Annotated in this window: 18 protein-coding genes; 8 read left to right on the top strand and 10 right to left on the bottom strand. The window is 40.5% G+C overall.

Translation table 11 applies throughout. The annotated features are described in order from the left end of the window. Positions 1-1,248 (top strand): ATP-binding protein, encoded by a 1,248-nt coding sequence (locus ISP07_RS01555; RefSeq protein WP_209326567.1) that lies wholly within the window; start codon positions 1-3, stop codon positions 1,246-1,248. 108 nt (positions 1,249-1,356) lie between these two features. On the opposite strand, the gene ISP07_RS01550 is transcribed toward ISP07_RS01555, so the two are convergent. From ISP07_RS01550 to ISP07_RS01540, 3 genes are all read right to left on the bottom strand, one after another. Next, positions 1,357-1,575, bottom strand: a complete 219-nt coding sequence (locus ISP07_RS01550; protein WP_054551714.1) for a DUF3820 family protein — start codon at positions 1,573-1,575, stop codon at positions 1,357-1,359. A gap of 138 nt (positions 1,576-1,713) precedes the next feature. Then, entirely contained in the window at positions 1,714-1,995 is a 282-nt protein-coding gene (locus ISP07_RS01545) for a hypothetical protein (RefSeq protein WP_054551713.1), read from the bottom strand. Between the two features lie 269 nt (positions 1,996-2,264). Continuing rightward, positions 2,265-3,836 (bottom strand): cation:proton antiporter family protein, encoded by a 1,572-nt coding sequence (locus ISP07_RS01540; protein WP_054551712.1) that lies wholly within the window; start codon positions 3,834-3,836, stop codon positions 2,265-2,267. A gap of 221 nt (positions 3,837-4,057) precedes the next feature. Here ISP07_RS01540 and ISP07_RS01535 point away from each other — a divergent pair, with 221 nt between their 5' ends. Then, the gene (locus ISP07_RS01535) at positions 4,058-4,801 is read left to right on the top strand and encodes a sporulation protein (protein WP_054551711.1); all 744 of its coding nucleotides are present in this window, start codon (positions 4,058-4,060) and stop codon (positions 4,799-4,801) included. A 65-nt stretch (positions 4,802-4,866) separates the two neighbouring features. Then, complete coding sequence (locus ISP07_RS01530; protein ID WP_209326566.1) at positions 4,867-5,304, top strand: GNAT family N-acetyltransferase; 438 nt, start codon at positions 4,867-4,869, stop codon at positions 5,302-5,304. A 31-nt stretch (positions 5,305-5,335) separates the two neighbouring features. Here the strand turns inward: ISP07_RS01530 and ISP07_RS01525 are convergent, their stop codons facing one another. From ISP07_RS01525 to ISP07_RS01500, 6 genes are all read right to left on the bottom strand, one after another. Continuing rightward, a complete protein-coding gene (locus ISP07_RS01525; RefSeq protein ID WP_209326565.1) occupies positions 5,336-6,688 on the bottom strand; it encodes a sodium-dependent transporter in 1,353 nt (450 codons plus the stop codon). A gap of 173 nt (positions 6,689-6,861) precedes the next feature. Further along, a complete protein-coding gene (locus tag ISP07_RS01520) occupies positions 6,862-8,151 on the bottom strand; it encodes an ATP-binding protein (protein ID WP_209326564.1) in 1,290 nt (429 codons plus the stop codon). A gap of 12 nt (positions 8,152-8,163) precedes the next feature. After that, a complete protein-coding gene (locus ISP07_RS01515) occupies positions 8,164-8,871 on the bottom strand; it encodes a response regulator transcription factor (RefSeq protein ID WP_054551708.1) in 708 nt (235 codons plus the stop codon). Positions 8,872-8,884: 13 nt separating this feature from the next. Beyond that, positions 8,885-9,274, bottom strand: coding sequence for a DUF3019 domain-containing protein (locus ISP07_RS01510; RefSeq protein WP_138601568.1), 390 nt, complete (start codon positions 9,272-9,274; stop codon positions 8,885-8,887). Next, the gene (locus ISP07_RS01505) at positions 9,264-10,103 is read right to left on the bottom strand and encodes a MipA/OmpV family protein (protein ID WP_166338989.1); all 840 of its coding nucleotides are present in this window, start codon (positions 10,101-10,103) and stop codon (positions 9,264-9,266) included. Before ISP07_RS01505 ends, ISP07_RS01510 begins: the two co-directional genes overlap by 11 nt. Positions 10,104-10,266: 163 nt before the next feature. Further along, the gene (locus ISP07_RS01500) at positions 10,267-11,073 is read right to left on the bottom strand and encodes a hypothetical protein (RefSeq protein ID WP_209326563.1); all 807 of its coding nucleotides are present in this window, start codon (positions 11,071-11,073) and stop codon (positions 10,267-10,269) included. A gap of 115 nt (positions 11,074-11,188) precedes the next feature. On the opposite strand from ISP07_RS01500, the gene ISP07_RS01495 reads away from it, so the two are divergent. Continuing rightward, positions 11,189-12,337, top strand: coding sequence for a serine hydrolase domain-containing protein (locus tag ISP07_RS01495; RefSeq protein ID WP_209326562.1), 1,149 nt, complete (start codon positions 11,189-11,191; stop codon positions 12,335-12,337). A gap of 106 nt (positions 12,338-12,443) precedes the next feature. On the opposite strand, the gene yhbY is transcribed toward ISP07_RS01495, so the two are convergent. Beyond that, on the bottom strand, positions 12,444-12,740 hold the full coding sequence (yhbY, locus tag ISP07_RS01490) for a ribosome assembly RNA-binding protein YhbY (protein ID WP_054551950.1): 297 nt from the start codon (positions 12,738-12,740) through the stop codon (positions 12,444-12,446). Between the two features lie 89 nt (positions 12,741-12,829). Between yhbY and rlmE the strand changes: the two genes are divergently transcribed. The 4 genes from rlmE (at position 12,830) to glmM (ending at position 17,774) form a co-directional block, all read left to right on the top strand. After that, entirely contained in the window at positions 12,830-13,459 is a 630-nt protein-coding gene (gene rlmE / locus ISP07_RS01485) for a 23S rRNA (uridine(2552)-2'-O)-methyltransferase RlmE (RefSeq protein WP_054551703.1), read from the top strand. Positions 13,460-13,525: 66 nt separating this feature from the next. Further along, on the top strand, positions 13,526-15,463 hold the full coding sequence (ftsH, locus tag ISP07_RS01480; RefSeq protein ID WP_054551702.1) for an ATP-dependent zinc metalloprotease FtsH: 1,938 nt from the start codon (positions 13,526-13,528) through the stop codon (positions 15,461-15,463). A gap of 114 nt (positions 15,464-15,577) precedes the next feature. After that, positions 15,578-16,426: a dihydropteroate synthase gene (gene folP, locus ISP07_RS01475; RefSeq protein WP_209326561.1), complete on the top strand. Its 849-nt coding sequence runs from the start codon at positions 15,578-15,580 to the stop codon at positions 16,424-16,426. After that, entirely contained in the window at positions 16,419-17,774 is a 1,356-nt protein-coding gene (glmM, locus tag ISP07_RS01470) for a phosphoglucosamine mutase (RefSeq protein ID WP_138601580.1), read from the top strand. The genes folP and glmM overlap by 8 nt, the downstream gene beginning before the upstream one ends. Positions 17,775-17,841: the final 67 nt, after the last annotated feature.

Below are 17,841 nucleotides of genomic sequence, written 5' to 3'. Positions count from 1 at the left end.
ATGGGGAAACTGTTTGCTAGCTTATATCTTTACATAATAGTTTCTCTGTTTCTTGTTAGTGGGGTCATAGAGCAGTTATGGCCCTATGAAGACACACAGCAACAAATCGCTCTAGATCAAGAGTTTGGTAAATCATTATGGCTATTAAGTCAAACTGACAATGGCTTAGCTAAATTACAGCAAGAGTTTAATAGCGAGCTAATTGATTTAACTGATCTCGCTCTACCAACAAACCTCAAAACACAATTACAAAATGATCACTATCTGTATCTTTTTAATCAGCAGCAGAAGGTAATTTGGTACATTACTATTAATGAGACTCAGCTATTACAAGTTGGTCCACTCTCAATATCAAATCCTAACTTTAGCTCTGTTTGGCCCTATTTTTTATTACTAGCCATTATTGGTCTTCCTATTGGTCTTTGGAGCCTGTTACTTTGGCGAGACTTTAACAAACTCACTTTAGCTTGTGAGGCGGTAGGCGGCTCGCAAGATTTCGAATTGCGTGATGCATCTAAATCATTTTTTTTGCCAATCACAGGCACGCTTAATGCTATGCAAGAGCGTATTCAGTACCTACTAGCTGCGCAGCAAGAACTGACTTCTTCTGTTTCTCATGAGTTTAGAACGCCGTTGGCGCGTTTAAAGTTTGCCGTTGCTATGCTTGAAGAGCAAATTGAAAATGAGAAATCTTATAGTTATATAGATAATATGCAGGCTGATATTGCTGAGCTTGAAGCGCTAGTGTCTGAGATGCTTGAATACGCACGACTTGATTCGCATCAACCAAGCTTAAAGCCACGTTCGTGTGACCTTACAGTGCTTATTAACAGTGTCGTGAATAAGCTCGAATTTGCTACTGATATCGATGTAGCAGTGAGTGCGCCTAGGCAGCTTTACTATGAGTGTGACGAGCATTTTATGGCGCGTTGTATTCAAAATTTATTAGGCAATGCACAAAAATACGCAAACCATAAAATTCATGTCAGCCTTGAAGAGTTGGGTGATTCAATACAAATAAGTGTTGAAGACGACGGCCCAGGGATAGCTAAGTCTGAGTGGCAAAGTATTTTTAAGCCATTTACTCGTCTAGATAAAAGCCGTGACAAGAAAACCGGCGGCTTTGGCTTAGGCCTTGCGATTGTTGCTAAAATTGTTAGTTGGCATCAAGGGCAGTCTGAGGTGTGTGATTCACCATTAGGTGGAGCTAAATTTACTATTCATTTATTTAAAAGTAACTCGCTTTAAATTGCAGGCATAAAAAAAGCGCCTAGGGCGCTTTTTAAAGATTAAAACCAAAAATAAACAAGTAGCAAAGTAATAGACCGCACCAATTTATAAAAGTTCGTAAAAAGTTTAATTATTTTCATTTAATAATGGCATGAGCATTTTTTCTAGGCCATTTAGCTTCACTTCATACATCATCGCCAGTTGTGCTCCTAATTTAGAGTCTGGAAATCCTTGCTGTTTAAACCAAACTAAATAAGGCTCAGGGAGTAACAATAAAGGGCGGCCAGCATACTTTCCAAATGGCATCTTAGTATTTATGGCACGTTTGAGTTCAGCTGTATCCATCTTTATCTCAAAAAAATTTTAAAGCTAGATGATACGGTAAAAATAAGAGAGAAAATAGGCTGTGACGGGCAAGAAACAGCCTATTTAGTGAGGGAGGTAGGCCCTCAGAATAGATACTACTAGAGTAATGCCTAGTAGTTAGTGTAATTGATATCGAGGTTTTTTTGAAAAACCGAGCTGTTGCAATTGCAATGCAATAGACGGATCATCAATTCTTTCTGGTGTTTCTGCATCTCTCAGAAAGTGATCATTAGGTACCTGATAGATATCGAGCATCTTGTTAAAAAGCACCGCCCTTATATCCATTGGGGTCATGCCATTTTGTTGTAATTCATCAAGCTGCTGCTGAATGTCTGAAAGTTTCCCAGAACGCGCATCATCCGTGTCTGCCAAAACTTCGTTGGTAAACTTATTCTTCATTGAAACAACCCTAATCAGTTTACAGTTACGCATATGCTTATACTGTGTCACTTCTTTGTGTTAAAAATAGATACTAAGCTATTAGTACTCTTAGGATTCTACTCTTTTTTTATTGGTGATTGCTAATCTACATGTAAAGCTTTGTAAATAGAGTTGACCTAATAAAGGGAACTAAAAAACAGGTGATTTTAACCTGACTATGCAACTTGCTGAAAATTTTAGAGATAATTATTGGTGTCATCCTTAAGTACCAATAATTATTTTAGGTGCTAAGAAAAAAGTTTTTGCTTTACATGCTCTGCAAAACCACTTCCTGCCTCTAAATAAAAGTTATAAGTAGAGTCAACGCCCATATCTTCTAGTTCTTTTTGCTGATCTGGATAATTGGCAATTGCAGTAACTTGTCCTTGATAACCTGAGGCTCGTAGTTGCTCCAAAGCAAAAATATTCTGCATATGTTTAGGCATAGCGAGCATTACCATACCTACATGTGAATGATTTACACGTTGCCAAAAATCAGGGTCTGTTGCATCAGCGAGTAATACCCGACGACCACGTTTGATGTGCTTTTCTACTACATCAGGTTTGATATCAATACCCGCGACAAGATTTGGATGGGTTTGGCTAATCGTTTCATAAGCACCCGTGCCAATACGGCCCATGCCAAATATCACGATTTTAGTATCATTTAAATTAACAGGTAGTTCCTCAGCAAGACGGCTGTCACTTTCAAACTTAAGTAGCCAATGTTCGATTTTGACATAAATCTCATTAGATCGTTTGTTAAGAGGCGAGGCTAAAACAAATGTGATTGAAACTGCAATAGCCATAACTGCCAGCCATTCAGAAGTAATTAAATTGCTGGTAGCTGCAACTGCGCAAACGATTAGGCCAAACTCACTGTAATTGGCTAAGCTAAATGCACTTAATAACGAAGTACGAGCACGTAACTTAAATGCGTTTGTCAGTACATAATAAAGTGCAACTTTTAGTGGCAAGACGAGTATAATGATAAGTGCAACAATCACTGCGTGACTTGTCAGTTCGGCATTCAAACCAATATTTAAGAAAAAGCCAACCAGTAACACATCTTTTAAATTCAGTAATGACTTTGATAACTCACCTGCTTTTTTGTGTGATGCGAACATCATACCGATAATCAACGCACCTAAATCACCTTTAAGACCTGCAAATTCAAATGCTTGGTAACCTAAAACTAGTGCAAAGAAAAACCCGAATAAAGGTAATAGTTCACCGTGTTTTGAGCGATTTAATACCCAAAACATCACTGGACGTAAAATAGGCAATCCCACTAATAATGCCAGTGCCCACATGTTCGGTGCTTTACCTGTACTGATGGCTAAGAAGATAACAGCGAAGATATCTTGCATAACTAGAATGCCAATGGCGATTTTACCATGCAGGCTTGCCATCTCACCGCGTTCTTCCAATACTTTTACGGCAAATACGGTACTTGAAAAGCTAAAAGCAAAGCCGACTAACAATGCACTTTGCCAAGTAAGTTCACTAAATAAAGGCAGTGCAAGGGCACCTAGCAGTAACATAAAACCACTAAACAGCGTGCTGCTCAGAACAATGTGCATTGAGGCAGGCGCCCACACTTGCGGTTTCATTAAATTAGACACTTTAAGTTTTAGACCTATGCTAAAAAGTAATAGTGTTACACCGAGGTTTGCTAATGTATTTAGTAGTTCGGTTGTTTTATAGCCATAAAGATTAAGCGCAAAGCCTGCTAATAAAAAGCCGATGAGAGGAGGTAGCTTTAATTGATAAATGGCAAAGCCAAACACGAAAGCGGTAGCAAAGTAGATAAGTTCCATAATTGTTCTTTTAGCTTCATTTGCTAGCAGTGTAGCGAAATATTCGTTATTGGAAAACAATATCGAGCAAGAAGAGTTCAAAAAATAAGCACTTATCCATGATTTATTGATTAATCCGCCAAAAGCAACATTTTTTCGCTGACAATAGCTTTTAATTGTGGTTAAGATGCATTAACAAAGGAATTTAAGCCATAACTAAGAAGCTGGCTTAAGGAGAATAGATGTTTAAGAAAATCCTTGCATCAGTAGGTATTGGTGCAGCAAAAGTTGACACTGTACTTGAGACAGAGCATTTACAACCTGGTCAAAAATTTAATGCCGTGATAGTCATCAAAGGTGGTGATGTTGATCAGGAAATTTCGGGTTTAGACCTAGCACTTATGACCCGTGTGAAAGTTGAAAGTGATGACGGTGAGTATTTTACAAACCATGTGATAGAAAAATGGCGAATTACAGATATTGGCATGATTGCAGCGGGCGCTGAAAAGCATATCCCATTTGAAGCACGCCTACATTCTGAAACCCCGATCACTGAAATTAACGCTGGTTATAACCAATCGCATGTTTGGCTTGAAACAGGCTTAGACATTGATCTAGCCCTTGATCCAACTGACCGTGATGCATTACACATTTATCCTAATGACGCTGTAAGCACGTTAATGGAAGCGATGGATAGACTTGGTTTTAGCTTAGTGAAAGCAGATGTAGAAAAGGGTTATTTAAAAGCGCCTACTTTTCAATCGCATTCAGGCTGTTATCAAGAACTTGAATATCGCCCAAATAGCCGAAGCCTATTTGGCTTACAAGAGATTGAGTTGTCGTTTGTGCCTGAAGCGCATAAAACTCATGTACTCATTGAGCTTGATCGTGCCTTTAGAGGGGATGGTTATGTCGATTTAACGATTGAGCATGATCATGTAAACCTATCGCAGTTGTGTGATCAGTTAGAACGATTATTTGCTTAAACTCATGTATTAAAAAGCTAGAAACCCAGCTACGGCTGGGTTTTTTGTCTTCAAAAAGGAGCGTTATGTTTTCTATTAAAAGTTATAACGAACTCAGTAAAGATGAGTTATTTGCCATTTTACGAGTGCGGGTTGATGTATTTGTGGTAGAGCAAACTTGCCCTTACCCAGAAATTGACGAAGTGGATAACAATGCGCTGACCCAACACGTGTTCTTGTTTAAAGGTCAGCAAGTAGCAGCTTATGCACGCTGCTATAATAAGAATGAGCAATTTAGCGCATTTGGTCGTGTGCTGGTAGCAGAGCAATTTCGTGGTGAAGGTTTGGCAAGTAAGCTGGCGCAAACTGCGATAGATACATGTAAGAGGCATTGGCCTGATAAAGCGATTATGATTGGTGCTCAGTGTTACCTAACAGGGTTTTATCAGCAATTTGGTTTTGAAAATGTGGGGAATGATTACTTAGAAGATGGCATTCCACATCAGGATATGTGTTTGAAGTAGCCTATGAGGCCACTTCAAACATAAATGCTTGCTAGCTTAACAAAGAGTTCGCGAATACGAGTGCAATGGCGAGTGGGCAAATAAACTTGATATACCATGGCCATACTTTCCAAAAGAAACTACTAGCAGCTTCTGGGCACCCTTGTTGAATTTCTTTTAGTAACGACCCGCGATGCCAAATCCAACCAACAAAAATACAACACATTAAGCCTAGAATAGGTTGCCCAATCTTAGTTGTTAAGGTGATCACAAAGCCAAACAAGGTGCCTAGGTTAAAGACAATTATAAAACTGATAAGGGCAATAATACCGCCAATGATCCAAGTCGCTTGCACTCGCTTTAGCGCAAAACGTTCAACAGCATAAGAAACAGGTGCCTCTAGCATCGAAATTGATGACGTTAATGCTGCAATACTCATTAACGCGAAAAAAGCAAAACCAACAAAAATACCCACATCACCCATGCTGGTGAAAAGCGCCGGTAGCACTTGGAATACTAAGGTATCTTCTGAAAGTAGTGCACCTTCTGCAGAGAAAATCTCAACACCTTGTGCCTGTGCTACATACATCGCAGGAATAATGAGTAAACCGGCAACAAATGCAATGAACACATCGATTAAAGTTACATAAGCGCCTAACGATACTAAGTTCTCTTTTTTGCTGATGTATGAACCGTAGATGATCATCACACTAGTACCAAGCGATAGTGAGAAAAATGCTTGCCCTAACGCATTCACTAATAACTCAGGGTTTAAAATCGATGAAAAGTCTGGCACTAAATACGCTTTTAGGCCTGCCATTGCGCCATCTTGAGTCATTACATAGATGATCAGCATAAACAAAATACCTAACAGGGCAGGCATTAAGCGCTTCGACCATTTTTCAATGCCGTTTTCGACGCCTTTAGAGATAATCGCAACGGTTAAAATAATAAATGTAGCAGTAAATATAAGGTTTCTTGATAGTGACTGCTCACTAAGCCAAGTGCTAGCTTGCTCTTGCCCCACTAATTGTGCTGCGGGTTCAAGTGTAGCGCTCAGCATCCAGCCAGCCACTATCGCATAGAAGCTTAGGATTAGGCCCGCACAAATAATACCGCCAAAGCCAACTATGAAGGCAAACTTTTTTTGCCATGCTTGATTTGTTACTTTTCGAAGTGAAGTGACAGCATTTGCTTGACCATGACGACCAATCACTAACTCAGCCATTAAAGCAGGATAAGCAAGACAAAATGCTAATACTAAATAAGCCACTAAAAATGCGGCACCGCCATTACTTGCAGTTTGTGTTGGGAAACCCCAAATATTTCCTAAGCCAACAGCAGAGCCTGCTGCTGCCATAATAAATCCAAAGCGGGAGCTGAACTCCCCACGTGATGCGCTCATATTATTGTTACTTCTCTATTTGTGACGGCGCTGACAATCTACTTGAATTAACACTAAATAAAAAGAGTTAATCTAGGTCAAATTCGTTCTATATATTGTTATCTTTGAAGTCAGCGTACATTTCGTGCAATTGTTCTCTACAATACGAGACAATTAACGTAATTGAAACATGTTTAAAGGCTTTTATTTTGAATTGAAAGAGTAAAACACGCGCCTCCGAGCTGTTCGCTCTTTGTAACGCTGACGGTGCCGTGGTGCCAGTCAGCAACTTTAGCGACAATGGCTAAACCTAGCCCGTAGCTTTCTCCATCCCGATTTCGATGTGTTTGTTCTTGGAAAAATGGACTAAATACTTTTTGCCAGTTTTGTTCGCTGACACCCGGGCCGTCATCTTCAATCTTTATGGTAACGAGTTCACTGGTACTGGTTGCACTGAGTAAAACTTCAGATTCAGCAAAGTCGCAAGCATTACTTAATAAATTAACAATGGCCCGAGCTAACCAGTGCAAATCAGCACAAATATCATCGCCTTCAATGAGGTGATTAATTCGCAAGCCTTGTTGTTCAAGCTTAGGCTCAATTTGATGGATTAAAGTCAGAATATAGGTTTCTAGATCAGAATGATTAAAGGTCAGCTGATTCGCTTTTTGCTCAAGGGTTGCAAATGCCAAGTAACTTTTTAGCATTGACTCCATTTGATCTAAGTCGTTTTCCATTCGAGCAAGATACTCAAGGCGCTTTTCGTCATTGCTACAATCTTGCGCTGCTTCTAGGCCAAACCGTAAACAGGCTATAGGTGTGCGAATATCGTGAGATAAACTCGATGCCATCAACTTATTCTCATCAAGCAGCTTTTCAATTTGACTCGCCATACGGTTAAATGTCAGCTCAACATCTTTGATATAAGTAAAGTGCGATAAGTGAATACGACTTTTTAAATCACCTTTGGCAAAGCGCTTTGCTGCTTCATTCAAAACGGTTAAACGCTTGGCCAGTGGCGCAATGATAAATCCCATAAATACGCATAACCCAGCGTAGAACAACAAGGTGAGTAATACATCGTTGCCTTGCTCGTGTGTTAAGTCTTTATCTAGGCGCATTTTTAAGTGGTGCGTGCCTAAAGCGGCTTCACTATAAAGTAAATAGTAGCCTTGTTGATCTTCGAGGATCAGACCGCTAGGTTGGGTTATTTGTGATAATAGAGAATGGGGAAGTGCAAGCGATTGCGTCGGGCGATACTCAAGTTGCACTGCAAAGTCTTGATTAATATCCGTGATAGCTTGCTCGCGCTGTTTAGCGTCAAGCTTGGCGATTTGTTTTGCAAAACCTTTAATCATTTGTGTTTCGCTAGAAAACACATCTTGAGGAGCTTGGGTTTGCTGACTGAAAGCATCAATTAGCCAACCCAAAACAATGATTGAAAGTAAAGCACTACCAAGTAGCGAAAGATAAAACTTTTTCACAGGCGCTCAATGCTATTGCCATGCCGTGGCAACAAGTAAATAGCCTTTGCCCCAGATGGTTTTAATTTTTTCAGGGTGTTGTGGGTCATCATTAAATTTTTTACGTAACGATGAAATGAGCACATCCACACTTCTGTCTAAGCCATCATACTCTCGACCTTTCGTCGCTTTAAACACAGAGTCGCGGGATACAACTTGGCCTGCATTACTTGCTAAGTAGTGGAGTAGAAGGTATTCAGCACTTGATATATGAACTTCTTCATCTGCCAAGTAAACGGTACGTGATTCAGTATTAATTGATAACTTACCCACATTTATTAGTTCAGAGTTGGCTGTTGACTCTTGCGTATCAGTTTTAGAGCGCAGTGCCGCTTTAATACGTGCTAATAATGCACGGGGACGAACGGGCTTCATCATATAATCGCTTGCACCCACTTCAAGGCCAATCACTTCATCCATTTCATCATCACGAGCGGTTAGCATAATAATTGGGGCTTGATAAAACTGCCTTAAGTCACGGCACACACTAATACCGTCTTGCCCTGGTAGCATAATATCTAACAAAACCAAGTCTGGGTTTGTTTTACGTACTTGCTCAACAACTTGGTCACCGCGTTGACATAGTGTTGTTTGGTAGCCTTGTTCGATTAAATATTCTGCAACCCAGTTGGCAAGAGATATATCATCTTCAACCAATAAGATGGTCCCATAATGTTCCATTATTCACTCCTAGTTAAAACAATCGCCAACGTCGTTTCTTCTGACGATTTTTATAGACCCATTGCAATTGTATTTCGGTGCTTGCGACAACTTTACCGTTATTACTATTTATTAGCTCGAAACCAACACTTTCAGCAGAATCAAACTGGTATCTAAATAGCCCTTTTTGTTGCATTAACCAGCATTGCATGATGTGTTTACTTTGAGCGTTGCGTAAGCAGTAATTGCCAGTATTATGTTGTTGCCAGGTTATATCCACCTCGGCAAAGCAATTTCTACCTTCACGTAAGGCTACGCATGTATCAGGCAATGCAACTAACGCATTATCTGTATTTGCTTGATCTTGGGCAAACACGGGTTTTGCAAATAATATTGTTAACGTTACACAATACTTAAAAAACATAACGCACGCCTACCTTGGCTTTATGCTGATACTCTTGCGAAATAATTGGGCTTTGATGAATGTCTTTAGAAAACCAGGTTGAAAGCCAGCCAGTTAGAAACACCCAATGCCTATTTATAGGGTATTCAGCATGGAATTCAAAAATTAAACTGTACGAGGTATCAGGATCATAGACAGGGCGTGTTAATAAAGATTCTGATGGTGAAATTCCAAAGTAATAGTCAGTAAAATCATTAGAGTAAGCACTTAAGCCAACACCAGAGCGGAACTCCCAATTTCGCCAAGGGATAATCTGACTAAAAAATGAATTCATCACCCAGCCGTTGTGGGTACCAGAAACATCATGTAAATACTCAAATGAGATTTGTGAGTTTTCGAAACGGCGTGATAGGCGAAGGCCAACATCAAAATCATAATTACGGCTTTTTATACCTTCGAGTTCTGCGATGACTTCGTCACCGTAAAAAGTTAAGCCTGTATCATCAAAACCAGATTGAACATTTGTGCCTACTAGGTCTAAGCCCCATTCAAATTTGTCGATAACACTATAACCCAGAGTCAAGCCACCACTAAGTTGGCTTTGATCATAATCAAGGTAAAAATTGTTGTAAGTAACGGCAAGGTGAATATCTGGTTCAAAGCCATCATTGTAAGAGTCCATGCCTATTAGATACGAGTCTTCAATGTAATACCCAGCGCCTATACCCCAGTCCCACGCGAACCCTTGGCTAGGCTCTAGTGTATTGTCGGCATAATAGCGATTACTTGCTAGGCTTGGGGTACTTAGCAAGGTTAAACATATTAAAAATAGGGTACTTTGAGCTCGCAACGTGGCTTCCTTGTCTGTCTGTAAGAAAGGGTAATAGCATATAGTATATTGTTAATGAGTTCCTGTAATCTGTAAAAAAATGTAGCAACAGACGAATGAAATGATGTTGAGGAGATAGTGAAGGGCGCTGTTTGCCTATGGGCAGACAAACAGCGAAAGTTACTTATTGAACTTTGATTTTATCGATTAAGATACTGCTAAGATAGTATTGCATCATAGGCGTAAGAGCACTAACTTCAGTACGGGTACACGGGCCTTGTTCTTTTTTTAACATGTCCATGCGTGTAATGGTCTGATACTCAGGTATCCTCACGTCTTTATTCACACGTGCCATACGTGCTTGCTCTGAATTTTGCTCATGCACAAAACTGGCTACTTCAAGTTCATTCTTTATTAGTTGTTGTTGCTCAAAGCTGTAGATTAGCGGCTCGCGGTGAAAGCTTGCGCTATCAATAGACGATTTTGCAAACCAGACAACGTCACCTGTTTTTTTATGAGTTAGGCGCATACTTACTTGGCCTAAAATAGTCGCACATTGTTGAACAGGGTATTGCTTGGCGACTTCATCGAATAAGGAAAGTGGCTTTTTGGGTTTCACCAATTGGTATTCTGTTTCTTCAATAAGCTCAAGATCAAGCTGATGGATAGATAGGGTATAATCTGCTTGTGCGCCTTCGGCTACGACTTTTAACTGCTTAGCTGTAAGTGCCTCAGTTAGTTGAGAGTACAGTGTATCTGTGACACTGGTTTTGTCGGCAACTATCATGACGGTTTGATTTTTACTTACTGTATGAGCTGGTAGCTGTACCGATTTTACTTTAGGTGATGCATGCTCTGTTTGATACTCAACTTGAAAACGCTGGCTCTGTAAGCTCGGTTTTTTTGGCATTGTAAGTAACGGCGCTGGCTCTGGCTTAAGGGCGCAACCGACTGAAATTAAAACAAAAAATAAAAGCACGAATAAGCGCATAAAAAATAATCTACCCATAAATAATTAAGATTAAGCGTATTGTACGTTAGTCGAGGCAAAAGTTCATGATATTATGTTATAAGAAACTTCCTAAACAGACTTAAAAAAATAAATAATGAAGTACAGCTTATTTTTAATTTCCTTTCTTTTTCCTTTAACACTGCTTTTTGTTAGTGGTGAAGCTGCTTCGAGTGATAAGCAATGGCAAACATTCGTTGCTGATTATAATAAACACCTCACCCGAAAACTAAAAAGTAAAGGGATCCCAGGTGGCTCATTGGCAATTGTAAATATTGGTCATGATGATTTTATTAACGGTATTGGTCGAACAAAAATAGAAAAAGGCCGCAGAGTCGATAAACATACCCGCTTTCGATTGGCATCCGTCTCAAAAACCTTTGCGGGTTCATTAACCGCAAAACTGGCAGCACAAGGGGAGTTTAATATTGATGACCCTATTAGTAAGTTTATTCCTGCTTTTGCTAATACTGCTTATAAGGATGACTTAAAAATTTATCACATTTTGAGTCACTCTAGTGGCTTGGTACCTAACGCATACGATAACCTAATTGAGTCGCGTATGAGCTACCCGGATATTGTCGAGCGGCTATTGACTGTTGAGCCTATCTGCAAACCAAGTGAATGTTACGGTTATCAAAATGTGATGTTTAGCTTGATTGATTCTGTGATTTATCAATCAACACAGATGGATTACTCACACTGGATTTCGGAGTATATTTTTGCACCATTAAAAATGGCGGATGCGAGTGTTGGTTTTGAGGGGATGGTAAAAGATGATAATTATGCTCACCCTCATGTGCGCGGCAGAAAACGATGGTATACATCACGCTTGAAGAAAAACTATTATAAAGTGCCTGCGGCTGCAGGAGTGAACGCCAGCGCAAATGACATGGCGATTTGGTTGAATGCACAGTTAGGGCAATACCCTGACGTATTACCACTCGAGGCATTGATCAAACAAACCCGCCCTTACACACATACTAAAAAAGAAACTCGTCGTAGGGTTTGGCGTGAACATGTAAAAGATGCTTATTATGGATTAGGTTGGCGTGTTTATGATTATGATGATGAAGTGCTTTACTACCATAGCGGTTGGGTACAAGGTTATCGCAGCGATATTGTTATATTTCCGCATCTAAACATCGGGTTTAGCTTAGTTCTTAATGCCGAAACTGGGTTAATTAACGAGCTTACTACCGAGTTTATCAATCGGGTTCTTAAATTCACGCGAGAGCAAAAATAGCTTAGGTAAAAAAGTTTAGTTACAAATTAATGGAAAATTATTTTTGCCTACAAAAAAGCCAGCAAATCTGCTGGCTTTTTCTGATTCGAAACTCCACAAGGCAGGATTAACCGCGCGGTAATTGAATCTTTTTCTCTTCGCTTTGACGATACAGTACAATTGTATGACCAATTGTTTGTAGTTTTGTTGCGCCTGTCTCGCGAACAATTGCATCAAAAATCAATGTTTTAGTTTCACGTTCATCTGTAGGAACTTTAACTTTGATTAGTTCATGAATTTCTAGAGCGCTTTCAATTTCAACTAAAACGCCTTCGGTTAATCCGTTTGCACCAAGTAATACAACAGGTTTTAAACTGTGCGCTTGGCCTTTTAAAAACTGCTTTTGTTTGTTCGATAATTTCATCATGTTACAAATTTTGCTGAATATGGCTTGAATTAAGGGTATTCTAACGCCATCTAGAGAATATTACTAATTAGTTACGTATTAATTTTATGGCAAATAAAAAACATTCAGCCAGTTCTAAGCGTTGGCTGAAGGAACATTTCGACGATCCTTATGTTCACGAAGCGCAAAAGAAAGGTTGGCGCTCTCGTGCGGTATTCAAATTAGACGAAATTCAAAACAAAGATAAATTAATCAAACCATCGATGACGGTGGTTGATTTAGGTGCTGCGCCAGGAAGTTGGTCACAGTATTTAGCTGAAAAGGTTGGTGATAAAGGTCAGGTTATTGCTTGTGATATCTTGCCTATGGATTCCTTAGCAGGTGTTGATTTCTTGCAAGGTGACTTTCGTGAAGAAGCGGTACTTGATGCACTATTAACACGTATTGACGGAAAAAATGTTGATGTAGTTTTTTCTGATATGGCACCCAATATGAGTGGTAATACATCAGTGGACCAAGCGGGTAGTATGTATTTAGTCGAATTAGCATTAGATATGTGCCACCAAGTTTTAAAGAAAAATGGTGCGTTTTGTGTCAAAGTCTTCCAAGGTGAAGGATTTGATCAATACTTACAAGAAGTACGTAATAGCTTTAAAGCAGTGAAAATTAGAAAGCCCGATGCGTCACGTGCCCGCTCTCGGGAAGTATATATAGTGGCGACAGGTTACAAACTGTAGTACAGTTGTGCTGCGTTAAGTTGAATTTAAATTAATTGGATACAAGAGGTTAACTCCTTGAGCGATATGGCGAAAAATCTAATACTCTGGCTGGTCATTGCAGTAGTGCTAATGTCAGTGTTCCAGAGCTTTAATGGTGGTGATCAGGCAGATCGCCAAACAAGTTACACTCAATTTGTTAGCGACGCTCGCAGTGGCGCTATCCAAGAAGTCTCAATTGAAAGCACCACAGGTACGATTACTGGTACTAAAACAAATGGTGAGCGCTTTCAAACCATCATGCCTATGTATGATAAAGACATCTTGAATGATCTTTTAAAAAGCAACGTTAATGTAAAAGGCGTTAAGCCAGAAGAGCAGTCATTCCTCGCCAGCATTTTAATCTCTTGGTTCCCGATGTTACTGCTTATTGGTGTGTGGATTTTCTTCATGCGTCAAATGCAAGGCGGTGGCGGTAAAGGCGCGATGTCTTTCGGTAAGAGTAAAGCGCGCCTGATGAGTGAAGACCAAGTTAAAACAACGTTTGCTGATGTTGCTGGTTGTGACGAAGCGAAAGAAGATGTAACTGAACTTGTAGACTTCTTACGTGACCCATCAAAATTCCAAAAGCTAGGTGGTAGCATCCCGAAAGGTGTGTTGATGGTTGGTCCTCCTGGTACAGGTAAAACGTTACTAGCTAAAGCAGTAGCTGGTGAAGCTAAAGTGCCGTTTTTCACAATTTCAGGTTCTGATTTCGTAGAAATGTTTGTTGGTGTTGGTGCATCACGTGTACGTGACATGTTCGAGCAAGCTAAAAAAGCAGCACCTTGTATCATCTTTATTGATGAAATCGATGCAGTAGGCCGTAAACGTGGCGCTGGCATGGGTGGTGGTCACGATGAGCGTGAGCAAACGCTAAACCAGATGCTTGTAGAAATGGACGGCTTTGAAGGTAATGAAGGTATTATCGTTATCGCTGCAACGAACCGCCCTGATGTATTAGACCCTGCGTTATTACGTCCTGGCCGTTTTGACCGTCAAGTTGTTGTTGGTCTTCCTGATATTCGAGGCCGTGAACAAATCCTTAAAGTTCACATGCGTAAAGTGCCATTAGGTGACAACGTTGAAGCTGCGGTAATTGCACGTGGTACACCTGGTTTCTCTGGTGCTGACCTTGCAAACTTAGTTAACGAAGCCGCTTTATATGCAGCTCGTGGTAACAAACGCGTTGTAAGCATGGCAGAATTTGACGCTGCAAAAGATAAAATCATGATGGGTGCAGAGCGCAAGACCATGGTGATGAGTGAGCAGGAAAAAGAAATGACTGCTTACCATGAAGCGGGTCACGCGATTGTTGGTCGCATGGTGCCTGAACATGATCCAGTGTATAAAGTGTCTATCATTCCTCGTGGTCGTGCTTTAGGTGTCACTATGTACCTGCCTGAGCAAGATCGTGTAAGCCATTCAAAAGAGCTATTAGAGTCAATGATCTCGAGTCTTTACGGTGGTCGTATCGCTGAAGCACTTATCTACGGTGAAGATAAAGTGACAACTGGTGCAAGTAACGATATTGAACGTGCAACAGATATTGCTCGTAAAATGGTTACCCAATGGGGTCTAAGTGAAAAACTTGGTCCGTTACTTTACGCTGAAGATCAAAACGAAATGTACATGGGTGGCGGCGGTAGCCGTGCTATGAGCATGTCTGATGAAACAGCAAAAGTTATCGACAGCGAAGTTCGTTTATTCTCAGACCGTAACTATCAACGTGCAGAGCAAATCCTTAAAGATAACATTGATATCTTACATGCGATGAAAGATGCACTCATGAAGTATGAGACGATCGATGCGGGTCAAATTGATGACTTAATGGCACGTCAGCCTGTACGTGAGCCACGTGATGTTCATGACCGCCGTTCAGACGATAAAAAGCCGAGTGCGAAAGCTGAGCCTGTAGTTAATGAAACTAAATCTGATGATTCAGTAAAAAAGGATGAAACAAGCCTTGATGACAAAGCTGAATAATCGCTAGAATATAAAAAGCAAAAGCCCCGGATGCCGGGGCTTTTTTGTAGCATAAAATTGGCTCACTATTCCAGTGGAGTCCAGTGAAGCAAATGCATGGAAGTTTAAGTAAAAATGACCGCTCTTAAATTACCGCGAGGTCGCATTTTACGCCTCGATTCCCCTGTTGTTATGGGGATTTTAAATGTCACTCCTGATTCATTCTCTGATGGTGGTAGTTATTGCCAACTCGACAGCGCTGTCAAACAAGCTAAAACGTTATTAAATCAAGGCGCAAAAATAATTGATATAGGTGGTGAGTCAACCCGCCCTGGGGCACCTGATGTATCTCTTGAGGATGAGCTTGATCGCGTTATTCCTTTAGTTAAAGCGCTAAGAGCATCCAGCGATTGTATTATCTCCATTGATACCAGCAAAAGCGAAGTAATGCGCCAAGCAATAATTGCAGGGGCTGATATCATTAATGATGTCAGAGCTTTGCAAGAGCCAGGGGCAATAGAGGTATTAGCACAATACCCAGAGGTGGCAATTTGTTTAATGCATATGCAAGGTCAGCCTCGTACGATGCAAAGTAACCCACATTATGATGATTTATTTGCTGATATTAACGAATTCTTTGCAGAGCGTTTAACCGCGTGTGAGCAAGCGGGCATTCAGTCTGAACGTATTATTTTAGATCCAGGTTTTGGCTTTGGTAAAACACTGGCTCATAATTACCAAATCTTAAATAAGTTTGATGTATTTAACCAATTCAAATTACCGGTTCTTGCGGGATTATCTCGTAAATCAATGATCGGTAACTTATTAAATAGAGATACCAATGAACGCTTAGCGGGAAGCCTTGCAGGCGCGCTGATAGCAGCACAAAACGGTGCAAAAATCATTCGCGTTCATGACGTACAAGAAACAGTTGATGTGCTTAGCGTTTGGCAAGCATGTACTAAAGGAATTACAAATGAGTAAAACAAGAAAATATTTTGGCACGGACGGTGTACGTGGCATGGTGGGTGAATTCCCAATCACTCCAGAGTTTGCGCTTAAGCTTGGTTGGGCTGCAGGTCGCGTTTTATCAAAAATTGGTACCAAAAAAGTCATTATTGGTAAAGACACACGTATTTCTGGCTATATGCTTGAAACATCACTTGAAGCTGGCTTAATCGCCGCTGGTATCGATGTTGTTTTGTTAGGCCCAATGCCAACGCCGGCGGTTGCTTATTTAACGCAAACGTTCCGTGCTGAAGCGGGTATTGTAATTAGTGCATCTCATAACCCTTACCATGATAACGGAATTAAATTCTTTTCAAGCAGAGGCTTAAAATTACCAGATGATGTTGAGCTTGAAATTGAAGCTATGATGGATGAGCCAATGACCTGCGTTGCCTCTGACAAGCTTGGTAAAGCGCGTCGTTTAGAAACAGCGGATGGTCGCTACATTGAGTTTTGCAAAAGCCAATTCCCACAAGGCTTATCGCTTGAAGGTTTAAAAATTGTTCTCGATTGCGCAAATGGTGCTACATACCACATTGCACCGTCAGTAATGCGTGAGTTAGGCGCTGAAGTAATCTGTCATGCTTGTGAGCCAAATGGGGTAAATATCAACCTAGAGTGTGGTGCAACCCATGTTGAAACGCTTAAACGCAAAGTATTAGAACACAATGCTGATGTTGGTATTGCCTACGATGGTGATGGTGACCGAGTAATGATGGTTGACCACAATGGTCGTGTATTTGATGGTGATGACATTGTTTATATCATTGCTTGTCAAGCTGCAAATGACGATATTTTAGGTGGGGGTGTTGTTGGCACTGTTATGTCTAACATGGGCCTTGAAAATGCATTAAAAGCGCGCGGTATTGGCTTTGCTCGTAGTAAAGTAGGCGACCGCTACGTGATGGAGCTGCTTCAAGAGAATGGCTGGAAAATCGGTGGTGAGAGCTCAGGCCATGTATTAAATCTTGATTTAATCAGTACGGGTGACGGCATTATCTCAAGCTTGCAAGTGTTAGCGGCAATGGTTGCACAGAATAAAACGTTGCAAGACTTAGGGGCAGGTTTTACAAAGTACCCAATGAAAATGATCAATGTTCGTTACCCACAAGGTACCGATCCAACGCAAGATCAAGCTGTAGTTGAGATGGTAGCGCATGTTGAAGAGCAATTAGGTGATACAGGCCGAGTATTACTTCGAAAATCAGGTACAGAGCCTGTTGTTCGAGTAATGGTTGAAGCTGAGCAAGAAAAAGTTGTACTTGATAGTGCTCGCAAAATAGCTGAAGTTGTCGAAACTGTGAGCAAACAAACCGAGGCATAACAATAACCTCTTGTAACTTCGGGCAAGTCGAGTTAGTATCTTGCCCGCTTTCAAATGTGGAGTGGAA

The organism is Pseudoalteromonas sp. PA2MD11, from assembly GCF_017808125.1.
Lineage (GTDB): Bacteria > Pseudomonadota > Gammaproteobacteria > Enterobacterales > Alteromonadaceae > Pseudoalteromonas > Pseudoalteromonas simplex.
The sequence above is the reverse complement of the archived record's forward strand: the minus strand, read 5'-3'. Positions and strand labels throughout refer to the sequence as shown.

Excerpts from the sequence above, each read along its gene's own strand:
- ISP07_RS01540 (WP_054551712.1), bottom strand. The coding sequence starts at position 3,836 with ATGGAACTTATCTACTTTGCTACCGCTTTCGTGTTTGGCTTTGCCATT.
- ftsH (WP_054551702.1), top strand. The coding sequence starts at position 13,526 with ATGGCGAAAAATCTAATACTCTGGCTGGTCATTGCAGTAGTGCTAATG.
- rlmE (WP_054551703.1), top strand. The coding sequence starts at position 12,830 with ATGGCAAATAAAAAACATTCAGCCAGTTCTAAGCGTTGGCTGAAGGAA.
- ISP07_RS01525 (WP_209326565.1), bottom strand. The coding sequence starts at position 6,688 with ATGAGCGCATCACGTGGGGAGTTCAGCTCCCGCTTTGGATTTATTATG.
- yhbY (WP_054551950.1), bottom strand. The coding sequence starts at position 12,740 with ATGAAATTATCGAACAAACAAAAGCAGTTTTTAAAAGGCCAAGCGCAC.
- ISP07_RS01550 (WP_054551714.1), bottom strand. The coding sequence starts at position 1,575 with ATGGATACAGCTGAACTCAAACGTGCCATAAATACTAAGATGCCATTT.
- ISP07_RS01530 (WP_209326566.1), top strand. The coding sequence starts at position 4,867 with ATGTTTTCTATTAAAAGTTATAACGAACTCAGTAAAGATGAGTTATTT.
- ISP07_RS01510 (WP_138601568.1), bottom strand. The coding sequence starts at position 9,274 with ATGTTTTTTAAGTATTGTGTAACGTTAACAATATTATTTGCAAAACCC.
- ISP07_RS01500 (WP_209326563.1), bottom strand. The coding sequence starts at position 11,073 with ATGCGCTTATTCGTGCTTTTATTTTTTGTTTTAATTTCAGTCGGTTGC.
- ISP07_RS01495 (WP_209326562.1), top strand. The coding sequence starts at position 11,189 with ATGAAGTACAGCTTATTTTTAATTTCCTTTCTTTTTCCTTTAACACTG.
- ISP07_RS01555 (WP_209326567.1), top strand. The coding sequence starts at position 1 with ATGGGGAAACTGTTTGCTAGCTTATATCTTTACATAATAGTTTCTCTG.
- ISP07_RS01535 (WP_054551711.1), top strand. The coding sequence starts at position 4,058 with ATGTTTAAGAAAATCCTTGCATCAGTAGGTATTGGTGCAGCAAAAGTT.
- glmM (WP_138601580.1), top strand. The coding sequence starts at position 16,419 with ATGAGTAAAACAAGAAAATATTTTGGCACGGACGGTGTACGTGGCATG.
- ISP07_RS01545 (WP_054551713.1), bottom strand. The coding sequence starts at position 1,995 with ATGAAGAATAAGTTTACCAACGAAGTTTTGGCAGACACGGATGATGCG.
- ISP07_RS01515 (WP_054551708.1), bottom strand. The coding sequence starts at position 8,871 with ATGGAACATTATGGGACCATCTTATTGGTTGAAGATGATATATCTCTT.
- folP (WP_209326561.1), top strand. The coding sequence starts at position 15,578 with ATGACCGCTCTTAAATTACCGCGAGGTCGCATTTTACGCCTCGATTCC.